The following is a 12,335-nucleotide window of genomic DNA, read 5'->3' on the forward strand; positions in this document are numbered from 1 at the left end:
AGAACGTATTTTTGATTAACGCCTGCTTTATGCGGGCCTTTGGGAAGCATGCTGACTATGGCTACAATATATGTAGACGGCAAAGAATATGACGTAAACGGGTCTGAAAACCTGTTACAAGCCTGTCTTTCTCTCGGGCTAGATATTCCTTATTTTTGCTGGCATCCGGCGCTGGGAAGCGTTGGCGCTTGCCGCCAGTGTGCGGTTAAGCAGTATCAGAACGCAGATGACACACGCGGTCGCCTAGTAATGTCTTGTATGACACCCGCAACGGAAGGTACCTACATCTCAATTGATGATGAAGAAGCCAAACAATTCCGTGAAAGTGTCGTGGAATGGCTGATGACCAACCACCCTCATGACTGCCCAGTCTGTGAGGAAGGGGGGAACTGTCACCTACAAGATATGACGGTAATGACCGGTCATAACATGCGTAAATATCGTTTTACGAAACGGACTCACATTAACCAAGACCTCGGTCCATTTATTAGTCATGAAATGAACCGTTGTATTGCGTGTTATCGCTGTGTTCGTTACTACAAAGATTATGCAGATGGCACGGATTTAGGGGTTTATGGGGCACATAACTATGTGTATTTCGGTCGTACTGAAGACGGTACACTGGAAAGTGAGTTCTCCGGTAACTTAGTTGAAGTTTGTCCTACCGGGGTATTCACCGATAAAACCCACTCTGAGCGCTATAACCGTAAATGGGATATGCAGTTTGCCCCCGGTATCTGCCAGCAGTGCAGTATCGGTTGTAATACTAGCCCCGGTGAGCGTTATGGTGAAATCCGCCGCATCGAAAACCGTTATAACGGCTCGGTAAACCACTATTTCCTGTGTGACCGTGGTCGCTTTGGTTATGGTTACGTCAACCGTAAAGACCGTCCTCGCCAAGCTGTACTCAATAAAAATGGCGTTAAGCAGGTCATCTCGGCTATCGAAGCGATGCAAAGTGGTGCGCAAATTATCAATCAAGCGAAAAAAGTGATTGGTATCGGCTCGCCGCGTGCTAGCGTTGAAAGCAACTATGCATTACGCGCATTAGTTGGAGCAGAAAACTTCTATTCCGGTATTTCTGCGGGAGAGCAGCGTCGTTTAGCATTAATGCAAAATATTCTGCAAAACGGCGGTATCTATACGCCAACACTGCGTGAAGTGGAAGGCTATGATGCGGTACTGGTACTGGGTGAAGATTTAACTCAGACAGGTGCACGCATGGCGTTATCTGTACGCCAAGCGGTGAAAGGTAAAGCTCGTGAGATGGCGGCAGCACAAAAAGTGGCTGACTGGCAAATCGCGGCAATCATGAATATTGGTCAACACGCAAAATATCCGCTGTTTATCACCAATGTTGATGACACGCGTTTAGACGATGTGGCTGCCTTCAATTACCGTGCTCCAGTGGTTGACCAAGCGCGCTTCGGTTTTGCTATCGCCAATATGATTAATGGCGAAGCCCCTGCGGTGAATGATTTACCCGCAGACTTAAAAGCCAAAGTTGAAACCATTGCTCAAGCATTAGCCAGTGCGAAAAAACCATTAATTATCAGTGGTAGCCATAGTGCCAGCGAGGCAATGATCCAAGCGGCCGCTAACGTGGCATTCGCACTGAAAGCGAAAGGCGCGAACGTTGGGTTATCTTACTTAGCGTCTCATGCAAATAGTTTCGGTCTGGCAATGATGAATGCACAGCCATTAGACAGCGCTTTAGCTCGCATAGAAGCGAACGAAGCGGATGTGGCTATTGTTATCGAAAACGACCTGTACCGTCACAGCAGCGTGGATGCAGTCAATAGCGCATTAGCGAAATTGAGCCACTTGATTGTAGCGGATCATCAGCAAACCGACATCATGGATAAAGCAACATTAGTTCTGCCAGCAGCAAGTTTTGCTGAAGCAGACGGTACGTTGATTAACCAAGAAGGTCGTGCACAGCGTTTCTTCCAAGTCTTCGACCCAACGTATTACGATAAAGCTATCGTGATGAACGAAAGCTGGCGCTGGATGCATTCACTGCAAACTGAAGCGCAAGAGCGTGATGCGGATTGGTCTCAACTTGATCACGTTACCGCTGATTGTGTTGCCGCAATGCCACAATTCTCAGGTATGGTTGATGCCGCACCAAAAGCGTCTTTCCGTATTCGTGGTCAAAAACTGGCGCGTGAACCACATCGTTACAGTGGCCGTACAGCGATGCTAGCAAATCAATCTGTCCATGAACCTCGTCAACCGCAAGATATTGACTCTCCATTTGCTTTCTCAATGGAAGGGAACAACAGCCCAACCGCACCGCGCCAGCAAATTCCATTTGCATGGGCACCAGGTTGGAACTCACCGCAAGCATGGAATAAATTCCAAGCCGAAGTGGGGGGGCACCTGTTATTTGGTGACCCGGGTATCCGTTTGTTCAATTCAACAGAGAGCAAATTGGCTTACTTCACTGAAATTCCAGCGGCTTATCAAGCTAGCGAAGCGCAGTGGGTCGTCGCACCTTATTACCACCTGTTTGGCAGTGATGAAATGTCACAGCGTTCAGAGGTGATCCAAGAGCGTATGCCTGAGCCTTATATCATGCTGAACACGCAAGATGCTGCGGCACTGGGGCTGTCAGCGGGTGCTAAAGCTGAGTTTAGCCACGCAGGTCAAGCGTTTAACTTGACTGTTCGCCTCAGTAATCACCTGTCTACCGGTCAAATTGGCTTACCGCTAGGAATGCCAGGTATCGCACCGTCAATGGCTGGCGTGTCAGTCAATAATCTGCGGAGGGGAGCATGATGGATTGGATTTCTCCTGAAGTGATGGAAGTATTAATTTCCATCCTTAAATCTGTCGTCATTTTATTGGTTGTTGTGACTTGTGGGGCATACATGAGTCTGGGAGAGCGCCGTATTCTCGGTCTGTTCCAGAACCGTTATGGTCCAAACCGCGTTGGCCCGTTTGGGATGGGCCAGTTAATCGCCGACATGTTCAAAATGCTGTTTAAAGAAGACTGGATCCCACAGTTCGCGGATAAGAAAATCTTTACGCTAGCACCAGTTATCGCATTTTGTTCATTGTTCCTTGCATTTGCAATCGTGCCTGTCAGCCCGACTTGGCACGTAGCAGACTTGAACATTGGGATTCTATTCTTCCTGATGATGGCGGGTCTAGCGGTCTATGCGGTGTTATTCGCAGGTTGGTCAAGTAACAACAAATACTCATTATTAGGTGCGATGCGTGCGTCAGCACAAACCGTGAGTTACGAAGTATTCTTAGGCCTTTCTTTAATGGGTGTGGTTGCACAAGCAGGTTCATTCAACCTGATTGATATTGTGAACTCCCAAGAAGGCATGTGGAATATTATTCCTCAATTCTTTGGTTTTGTGACTTTTGCGATAGCGGGCGTTGCGGTATGTCACCGTCACCCGTTTGACCAACCAGAAGCAGAACAAGAGATTGCGGATGGTTACCACGTTGAATACTCAGGGATGAAGTTCGGTCTGTTCTTCGTTGGTGAGTATATCGGTATCGTAACGGTTTCTGCACTGATTGTGACGCTGTTCTTTGGTGGCTGGCATGGTCCATTCCTGCCGTCATTCTTGTGGTTTGCTATCAAAACTGGCTTCTTCATGATGATGTTTATCTTGATCCGTGCCTCTTTACCGCGTCCACGTTATGACCAAGTGATGTCTTTCGGTTGGAAAATTTGCCTGCCGCTGACACTGCTTAATCTGCTGGGTACTGCAGCAGTGATTTTATACAACGCTCAGTAAGGGGTGATTGAACCATGACATTGAAAGAGTTATTGGTCGGTTTCGCCACCCAAGTACGTAGTATTTGGATGGTCGGCCTACATGCGTTCGATAAACGCGAAACGCAAATGTATCCAGAAGAGCCGGTTTATCTGCCACCCCGTTACCGTGGTCGTATCGTGTTGACGCGCGATCCAGACGGTGAAGAGCGTTGTGTTGCATGTAACTTGTGTGCGGTAGCTTGCCCTGTGGGTTGCATCTCACTGCAAAAAGCTGAACACGAAGATGGCCGCTGGTACCCTGAATTTTTCCGCGTTAACTTTTCGCGCTGTATTTTCTGTGGTCTGTGTGAAGAGGCTTGCCCTACCACGGCAATCCAATTAACACCTGATTTTGAAATGGCCGATTGGAGACGTCAGGATCTGGTTTACGAGAAAAATGACCTGTTGATTTCAGGTCCGGGTAAATATCCTGATTATAACTTTTACCGTAAATCAGGTATGGCGATTGCAGGTAAAGACAAAGGTGAAGCGGATAACGAAGCGAAACCTATCAACGTCAAAGACCTGTTGCCATAAGGAGCGATATTCATGGAATTTACATTTTATATCGCCGGTCTAGTTGCCATTTTAGCAACTTTAAGGGTGATAACGAATACAAATCCGGTGCATGCACTGTTGTATCTGGTTGTTTCTCTGCTGGCTCTGTCAATGGTGTTTTTCTCCCTCGGCGCGTATTTTGCTGGGGCGTTGGAAATCATCGTATATGCAGGTGCCATTATGGTCCTGTTCGTGTTCGTCGTGATGATGCTCAACTTAGGGCGTTCTGTTCAAGAACAAGAGCGCGCTTGGTTGACGCCGAAAAACTGGATTGGCCCTGCGGTGTTATCCGCGGTTTTATTGGCTATCTTAGTTTACGGCATTACCTCATTGTCATATCAAGAAGGCATTGAGGGCACCATCATTGGGGCGAAAGAAGTGGGTATTAGCTTGTTCGGGCCTTACGTTCTGGCTGTCGAATTGGCGTCACTGTTACTACTAGCTGGTTTAGTTGTCGCATTCCACGTTGGACGTGACCGTAAAGAAAACGGTGCTGATCTTGTCAGTATCGCGAAGGCGGAGGAGCAAAAATGATACCTCTAGAACATGGTCTGATTTTAGCGGCGATTTTATTTGTGATGGGGCTTAGCTGCCTTGTTATTCGCCGCAATCTGCTTTTCATGCTGATCGGACTGGAAATCATGATTAACTCAACTGCACTGGCATTTGTGGTTGCAGGGAGTTTTTGGGGGCAGCCAGACGGCCAAATTATGTATATATTGGCAATTACATTGGCTGCAGCGGAGGCGAGTATTGGATTGGCGTTGTTACTGCAACTCCATCGTCATCGTCAGAACCTGAATATTGATAAAGTCAGTGAGATGCGCGGATGAACCTACTCTATTTAACTATTCTGTTGCCTTTACTGGGGTCGGTGTTGTTAGCCTTCTCCCGTGGACGCTGGTCAGAAAACGTTTCGGCCATTATTGGTGCGGGGTCGGTCGGCTTAGCGGCCATCGTCGCATTCTATGCTGGCAATGAATTTTTAGCTCAAGACGCTGGTAGCGTGTTCATCCAACCTCTGTGGACTTGGATGTCTGTCGGTACCTTTAATATCCCATTCACCCTAATGTTAGATGGTCTATCTCTGACCATGTTAGGTGTGGTAACGGGTGTGGGCTTCCTTATTCATGTATACGCTTCTTGGTATATGCGTGGTGAGGAAGGTTACTCACGTTTCTTCGCTTACACTAACCTGTTTATCGCGAGTATGGTGGTCTTAGTCCTCGCTGATAACATGATGCTGATGTATCTCGGTTGGGAAGGGGTAGGGCTGTGCAGTTACCTGTTGATTGGTTTCTATTATACCAATCCAGAAAACGGTAAAGCCGCAATGAAAGCGTTCTTTGTCACGCGTATCGGTGACGTATTCCTCGCAATTGGTATGTTTATCCTGTGGAATGAGCTCGGCACATTGAATTTCAGCGAAATGGCGGTGTTAGCACCTCAGAAATTTGCTGAAGGTTCGAGTGCGATCAATTGGGCAACCTTGATGTTATTAGGTGGCGCAGTCGGTAAATCAGCACAGTTACCATTGCAAACGTGGTTGGCAGATGCGATGGCGGGTCCAACGCCAGTTTCAGCATTGATCCACGCCGCAACCATGGTAACGGCCGGTGTGTACTTAGTGGCTCGTACCCACGTTCTGTTCTTATTAGCGCCAGAAGTTTTACATCTAGTTGGCGTTGTGGGCGCAGTGACATTAGTACTGGCAGGGTTTGCTGCACTGGTTCAAACCGATATCAAGCGTGTGCTTGCTTATTCCACGATGAGCCAAATCGGTTATATGTTTTTGGCTCTCGGTGTGCAAGCTTGGGATGCTGCGATTTTCCACCTGATGACGCACGCTTTCTTTAAAGCACTGTTGTTCCTGTCAGCAGGTTCGGTCATTTTGGCATGCCACCACGAGCAAAATATCTTCAAAATGGGCGGATTGCGTAAGCAAATTCCATTTATCTACGCTGTGATGTTGATTGGCGGAAGCGCACTGGCAGCATTGCCATTGTTTACTGCTGGTTTCTACAGTAAAGATGCCATTTTGTGGGGTGCGCAGCTTGATGGACAGACTGTATTGTTGTGGGCAGGTATCCTCGGTGCATTAATGACCGCAATTTATACCTTCCGTATGATTTTCATCGTGTTCCACGGTGAAGCAAAAATCAAAGCGCATAAGGTTAAAGGCATCACTCACACATTACCACTGGGCATTTTGGCTATCCTTGCAACGTTTGTTGGTGCATTAATCCACCAACCACTCGAAGGGGTATTCCCTGCAGAAGCGGCTGGCAGTGAAGACGGTAAAGTCTTACTCGAAGCGATTTCTGGCGGGTTTGCTATCGCTGGTCTATTAATTGCGGTATTCCTCTACCTGTTTAGACGTTCAATAGTCGATGCTATCGCGAAAACTGCGGTGGGTCGTTTCTTCAGCGCATGGTGGTACCAAGCGTGGGGCTTCGACTGGCTGTATGACGTAGTCTTTGTAAAACCGTTTAAAGGTATTGCATGGCTACTGGAAAGCGATCCGATTAACTCTCTGATGAATATCCCTGCACATCTTTCACGTTGGGCAAATAAAGGGCTTGCAGTGAGTGAAAACGGCCAAATCCGTTGGTATGTTGCCTCGTTGGGGCTGGGTGCAGTGCTGATTCTTGCTCTGCTGCTTTTGGTTTAATTAAGGGACACATTGCGCCATGCTATTACCCTGGCTAATACTCATTCCCTTCATCGGAGGCCTGCTAAGCTGGCAGGCTGACCGGTTCAGTCATCGCGCACCGCGCTGGATTGCACTGGCGACGATGGGAATAACATTAATACTCTCCGTGCAATTGTGGTTAGAAGGGAATTACTCTCTTGTTAATCCACAAGGGATTCCACAATGGCAATCTGTTTTCTTTATGCCGTGGATCCCGTCACTGGGAATTGACTTTCATTTAGCTATTGACGGTTTATCACTGCTGATGGTCGTATTAACGGCTATCATGGGGGCTTTCTCGATTCTGAGCTCTTGGAGTGAAAACCAGAAGAACCAAGGTGCGTATCACTTTAACCTGCTGTGGATTATCACAGGTGTGATGGGGATTTTCACCGCAGTTGACTTGTTCTTATTCTTCTTCTTCTGGGAGATGATGCTGATCCCAATGTACTTCCTGATTGCCAATTGGGGACACAAAGGGTCAGATAACCGAAAACATATCAACGCTGCGACCAAGTTTTTTATCTATACGCAGGCAAGTGGCTTGATCATGTTGGTTTCCATCATTGGATTGGCACTAGCGAATTACAATACTTCAGGCGTATTAACATTCGATTATAACCAACTGTTAGGCGCAGAACTGTCTAGTAACGTTGCGTTTATGTTGATGTTAGGCTTCTTTATCGCCTTTGCCGTTAAAATGCCATTGGTTCCTTTCCATGGTTGGATGGCAGATACCCAAGAACAGTCGCCTACAGCGGGTTCCGTGGATATCTCCGGTATCATGCTAAAAACCGCAGCATACGGCCTGTTACGCTTTACTTTGCCTCTGTTCCCTGAAGCCTCTATCCAGTTCACGCCAGTGGCGATGACGCTGGGTGTGATCAGTATCTTCTACGGTGCATGGTTGGCGTTCAAACAAACGGATATCAAACGTCTTGCAGCGTACAGTAGCTTATCCCATATGGGCTTTGTGACAGTCGCTATTTACGCGGGTTCAACCTTGGCCTACCAAGGTGCTGTAGTTCAAATGATCACCAATGGTTTGTCTGGTGCGGCACTGATTATCATTAGTGGTCAACTGTATGAACGTACGCAAACTCGTGATATGCGCATGATGGGTGGATTATGGAAACGCATTAAATGGTTACCAGGAATGTCCCTGTTCTTTGCTGCGGCAACGCTAGGAATGCCAGGTACAGGTAACTTCATTGGTGAATTTATGATCCTGTTTGGCAGCTTCAGCCAATTCACGTTAGTGACTTGTATTATGGTCTTTGGTGTGGTGTTTGCGTCTATCTATTCACTGTGGATGATGCAACAGACCTACTACGGTACACCTAAGTCTGAAAAAGAAATGAAAGGGTTAACGGCACGTGAATTTGGTGTGCTGCTGGCTCTGGCTGCTTTACTGGTTATTATCGGTTTCTACCCACAACCAATTTTAGATACATCAATTGGTTCGATGGAAACATTGCATAACCTGTATTCTGCTTCACTTACAACATTAGGGCTGTAATTCGCCATGACAATAACTCCTCAAGAACTGATCGCAATACTACCACTGATGATCGTCGGGTTGACGGCGGTGGTTGTGATGCTGTCCATTGCGTGGCGACGCGATCACCTTACCAGTGCCGCGCTGACAGTATCTGGCTTTGTTATTGCGTTGCTTTCACTGATTTGGGTAGCCGACGGCTACCTAATGGATGTGACTTCGCTTATCCGTGTTGATGGCTTTGCGCTGTTCTATAGTGCATTAGTCCTGATTGCAGGTATCGGTACCAGCATCTTTGCCTACCACTGGCTGGAAGGTTTTGGCGACAATAGAGATGAATTCCACTTGTTAGTTGCTATCGCGGTGGCAGGTGGTGTGCTGTTATCTATGTCAAACCATATGGCGTCGATGTTTATCGGTATTGAGCTGATTTCATTGCCACTGTTTGGCTTAGTTGCCTATACCTTTGAGCGCAGTCGCACATTAGAAGCTGGGATCAAGTACATGCTGTTATCTGCAGCAGCGTCTTCATTCCTGTTATTCGGAATTGCGTTACTGTATGCGGAATCGGGTAGCTTAAGCTTCGCAGCTGTTGGTCAAAGTCTTTCTGATAACCAAATTCACGCCCCATTAGTGATGATTGGTTTCGGTATGCTCATTGTTGGTTTTGGCTTTAAACTGTCACTGTTTCCATTCCAACTGTGGACACCAGACGTTTACCAAGGTGCGCCTGCACCTGTGTCAGCTTTCTTAGCAACGGGTAGTAAAATCGCTATCTTTGCCGTATTAGTGCGTATCTTTTTGGAAGCACCAATTGCCAACAGCAATACGTTAGCGATTGTGATTTCAGTGATTGCCATAGCATCTATCTTGTTTGGTAACTTACTGGCTATCACACAAAAAAGCGCAAAACGCTTGCTGGGTTACTCATCTATCTCGCATATGGGTTATTTACTCGTTGCCCTTGTTGCGTTACGTATCGACCCAGTAGCGTCACAAGTGACTATCGCAATCTACTTAGTGGGTTACTTGTTTGCAAGCTTAGGCGCATTTGGTGTTGTGAGTATCGTTTCCAGTCCTTATCGTGGTGATGACCAGGATGATTTCAGTGCATTCCGTGGGCTGTTCTGGCATAAACCCGTTCTAGCAACGGTAATGACTGTGATGATGCTGTCGCTGGCGGGTATTCCAATTACATTAGGATTTATTGGTAAATTCTATGTGATTGCATCTGCGGTGAATGCAGAGTTATGGTGGTTAACAGGAGCTGTAGTGGTTGGTAGTGCAATTGGCTTATATTACTACCTAAGCTTTATGGCTAGCCTATATAGCCGCGATGCAGAACATGCAGAACGTTATACAGGCCCTGAAAAAGCAACGTTAGGGACCGTTGTTGCTGTTATTTGCGCCATTGCGGTTATTGTCTTTGGTGTATGGCCACAACCTCTTATTGATATGACATCAACAGCACTTGCTGTGATTAACTAATAGGCCAAAATTTCCTATAGTTGATAAACCGGCTACTTTTGAGTAGCCGGTTTTTTTTTAATCAGGTAACTGACGCTGATATTGGTATTCCATATCATCTAAAAAAGACATTAGTACTTGGCTTGCGGTATTGATCTTTTGAATATTCACTGTTTTTTCAGACGATTTTTCATTAATAAAATGGCACCATTCCCACCAATAATTCTTAATGAGGCCTATCTGAGTAATAATTGATAATTTATGTGAATCTATAGCGGTGATTTGTTCTGATAAGAGCATGAGTTGAGAAAGCTTAAATATTGTTTTATCAATGTGATTAACTTCTTCCTTTAATTCTAAAATTTGGTTTCCTAAATCTAGCCTGACCTCTACAAGTTGCGCAAATTCTAAACCATCATCAATGACTGATAATAAATTTTTAATAAAAGCAATGGCTGACTTTAATATTTGCTTTTTATTTGTTGGCATATCAATTGAGTCAATTAACTCATCATTTAACAAATGTTTTTTTAAGAAATCAGTGATTTTAGATTTTAAGATGATATCTTCTGCTGCGGTAATAACGGAGTGTTGCTGATTGATTTCGTTTATTTTTAGCATTTTACTATTTTTGGATGTGACTAGGAGTTCTTTTTGTTCTGCGTATTGCTGTAGTTTATGTTGGTTGCTTTCTTCCACATGAATGAGTGATAGAGAGTCGGTGGTGTAACTGAATTTGGTAATTATTCTTTCTAGCTCTAATTTAAAATCAATTAAATCTTCAATAAAGCTTGTGACTAAAATTCCGTCAGGTATATTTGTATTTTCACTATTTAATTCACTTTTTAAAATATAATTTAATTTTATTTTTAGCTTCGGTATCGAGTTTCTGATTGTTTCATTTATATTGAAAGTCTTACTTGCAATTTTTTGTATCTTTCCGTGTATGATAAAGTCATAATGTATTATATTTTTATTAAATGCGGAAATTTCATTTGACATATGCCTTAACTGATAAATATCAATGGAGGGCAATATCGGTAAATCAAGCTTATCTTGCATATGAGTACCTTTTATTGAGGGGGGGTGCTATTTGGTTGAATTTGGTCAAATAACGTTATTAAATGTGTAGAGTATTCTTGAATGGTATACCAAGATGTAACAATTCGTTTGAAATGAGTAATGAATTTAATAAGTTTATCAGCGTTATTGATTTTTTTGAAAACCTCGATTGATTGGGTTATTTCGGTTAGGAGGACAAGCCACATATAATCTAAATGGTCAACGGCTAACCGTGCATCTTTAAAGAAACCATCGATTTTATGGAGGTTAATTTGAATATCAAAGATAACTTTTTTGATGAGTTCTTCTCTGTTAATTTGGTCGTTAATTGATTTTATTTCTGCTAATGTTTCATTCTTTCTTGCTCGAATTTTTTCAGCTTTCGAACCAAAAATACTACCAGTAATAATGAGACCGATGACACCACCTGCTAAGCCGGTGAAGCTGAGTTTTACAAAATGTGAATACTCTTGTTCTAATTGCTGTAGTTCCTGTTTTTTCGTTTTAAGTAATTCTTGTAAGTAGGTATCTGTAATTTCATTATCAGTAGTTTCAAGTTGATTATATAGCCCTTTAATATTAAACAATAATGATTCAACGTGTTGATAATTAGATAGATACCCACCTGTAATATGTACTCTAAAATCTGAAATGATATTTTTAATATTACTTGTCTTAATGGATTGCTCCTTAATATCATCTTTAATTAATTGTAAGATATTAGTTAGTTCAGTCGCTATTTGTTGGTCATCGCTTTGATAAAATATTTCATCTAACTCACTTTCATTAATATCATTCAAACTGTCTGATACTCTTTTCAATATAGGCATATGGTTTATATATTCAATAATCTGCCCTCCTGTATGTATAATGTTTCGGCTAGCTAGAGATAGGTTGACAGATTGCTCTTTAACATGTTGTTCGACATTATCCCAGGTATTGGCATGATCTCGAATATTGATAATAGTATTAATTAATTCGTCTGTATCTATTGGTAAAGTGGTTGATGAGGTAATACCAAACCATTTTAGAATATCATTTTTTTTCCAAGGCAAAGAAAGAGAGAAGTAAACATGGCGATGTATGCTAATTAAATCGTCTAATGTAAAAATACCGACTTCGCGGGTTGAAAGAGCATCTTGATTCGTTAATAAAGCTAAGGTTGTATGGCCTATATGCTCTTTTTCAATAATTCTGTCGTAATTTTCTTTTGTATTCATTTTAAAATCCATGTTGATTAAGTTAAGGATTGAACACTAATTTGTATTAGCACTATTGTA

10 protein-coding genes are annotated in these 12,335 nt (G+C 43.9%); 8 read left to right on the top strand and 2 right to left on the bottom strand.

The genetic code is table 11. The annotated features are described in order from the left end of the window. Window positions 1–48 precede the first annotated feature (48 nt). From nuoG to nuoN, 8 genes are read left to right on the top strand one after another with little or no spacing between them, the layout of a single operon-like run. Complete coding sequence (gene nuoG / locus PSE83_RS03365; protein ID WP_272660661.1) at window positions 49–2,781, top strand: NADH-quinone oxidoreductase subunit NuoG; 2,733 nt, start codon at window positions 49–51, stop codon at window positions 2,779–2,781. Continuing rightward, complete coding sequence (nuoH, locus tag PSE83_RS03370; protein ID WP_004912244.1) at window positions 2,781–3,758, top strand: NADH-quinone oxidoreductase subunit NuoH; 978 nt, start codon at window positions 2,781–2,783, stop codon at window positions 3,756–3,758. The genes nuoG and nuoH overlap by 1 nt, the downstream gene beginning before the upstream one ends. A gap of 14 nt (window positions 3,759–3,772) precedes the next feature. Continuing rightward, on the top strand, window positions 3,773–4,315 hold the full coding sequence (gene nuoI, locus PSE83_RS03375) for an NADH-quinone oxidoreductase subunit NuoI (protein ID WP_004259834.1): 543 nt from the start codon (window positions 3,773–3,775) through the stop codon (window positions 4,313–4,315). A 12-nt stretch (window positions 4,316–4,327) separates the two neighbouring features. Beyond that, complete coding sequence (gene nuoJ / locus PSE83_RS03380; protein WP_004259837.1) at window positions 4,328–4,870, top strand: NADH-quinone oxidoreductase subunit J; 543 nt, start codon at window positions 4,328–4,330, stop codon at window positions 4,868–4,870. Next, window positions 4,867–5,169, top strand: coding sequence for an NADH-quinone oxidoreductase subunit NuoK (gene nuoK, locus PSE83_RS03385; RefSeq protein ID WP_004259841.1), 303 nt, complete (start codon window positions 4,867–4,869; stop codon window positions 5,167–5,169). The genes nuoJ and nuoK overlap by 4 nt, the downstream gene beginning before the upstream one ends. After that, a complete protein-coding gene (gene nuoL, locus PSE83_RS03390; protein ID WP_004259845.1) occupies window positions 5,166–7,007 on the top strand; it encodes an NADH-quinone oxidoreductase subunit L in 1,842 nt (613 codons plus the stop codon). The genes nuoK and nuoL overlap by 4 nt, the downstream gene beginning before the upstream one ends. 19 nt (window positions 7,008–7,026) lie before the next feature. After that, on the top strand, window positions 7,027–8,547 hold the full coding sequence (gene nuoM, locus PSE83_RS03395) for an NADH-quinone oxidoreductase subunit M (protein ID WP_004259848.1): 1,521 nt from the start codon (window positions 7,027–7,029) through the stop codon (window positions 8,545–8,547). Window positions 8,548–8,553: 6 nt separating this feature from the next. Further along, entirely contained in the window at window positions 8,554–10,014 is a 1,461-nt protein-coding gene (gene nuoN, locus PSE83_RS03400) for an NADH-quinone oxidoreductase subunit NuoN (protein WP_004259851.1), read from the top strand. Window positions 10,015–10,071: 57 nt separating this feature from the next. On the opposite strand, the gene PSE83_RS03405 is transcribed toward nuoN, so the two are convergent. Both PSE83_RS03405 and PSE83_RS03410 read right to left on the bottom strand, forming a co-directional pair. Then, window positions 10,072–11,055 carry an alpha-xenorhabdolysin family binary toxin subunit B gene (locus tag PSE83_RS03405; RefSeq protein WP_004259854.1) on the bottom strand — a complete coding sequence of 328 codons (984 nt, stop codon included), beginning with the start codon at window positions 11,053–11,055 and terminating at the stop codon, window positions 10,072–10,074. Between the two features lie 11 nt (window positions 11,056–11,066). Further along, window positions 11,067–12,275: an alpha-xenorhabdolysin family binary toxin subunit A gene (locus tag PSE83_RS03410; protein WP_036958086.1), complete on the bottom strand. Its 1,209-nt coding sequence runs from the start codon at window positions 12,273–12,275 to the stop codon at window positions 11,067–11,069. Between the last annotated feature and the right edge of the window lie 60 nt (window positions 12,276–12,335).

The sequence above is a fragment of the Providencia sp. PROV150 genome, assembly GCF_028481025.1.
In the GTDB taxonomy this organism is placed as follows: Bacteria; Pseudomonadota; Gammaproteobacteria; order Enterobacterales; family Enterobacteriaceae; genus Providencia; species Providencia hangzhouensis.

Coding starts and splice junctions, on each gene's coding strand:
- nuoK (WP_004259841.1), top strand. CDS start 4,867: ATGATACCTCTAGAACATGGTCTGATTTTAGCGGCGATTTTATTTGTG.
- nuoL (WP_004259845.1), top strand. CDS start 5,166: ATGAACCTACTCTATTTAACTATTCTGTTGCCTTTACTGGGGTCGGTG.
- nuoH (WP_004912244.1), top strand. CDS start 2,781: ATGGATTGGATTTCTCCTGAAGTGATGGAAGTATTAATTTCCATCCTT.
- nuoG (WP_272660661.1), top strand. CDS start 49: ATGCTGACTATGGCTACAATATATGTAGACGGCAAAGAATATGACGTA.
- nuoN (WP_004259851.1), top strand. CDS start 8,554: ATGACAATAACTCCTCAAGAACTGATCGCAATACTACCACTGATGATC.
- PSE83_RS03405 (WP_004259854.1), bottom strand. CDS start 11,055: ATGCAAGATAAGCTTGATTTACCGATATTGCCCTCCATTGATATTTAT.
- PSE83_RS03410 (WP_036958086.1), bottom strand. CDS start 12,275: ATGAATACAAAAGAAAATTACGACAGAATTATTGAAAAAGAGCATATA.
- nuoI (WP_004259834.1), top strand. CDS start 3,773: ATGACATTGAAAGAGTTATTGGTCGGTTTCGCCACCCAAGTACGTAGT.
- nuoJ (WP_004259837.1), top strand. CDS start 4,328: ATGGAATTTACATTTTATATCGCCGGTCTAGTTGCCATTTTAGCAACT.
- nuoM (WP_004259848.1), top strand. CDS start 7,027: ATGCTATTACCCTGGCTAATACTCATTCCCTTCATCGGAGGCCTGCTA.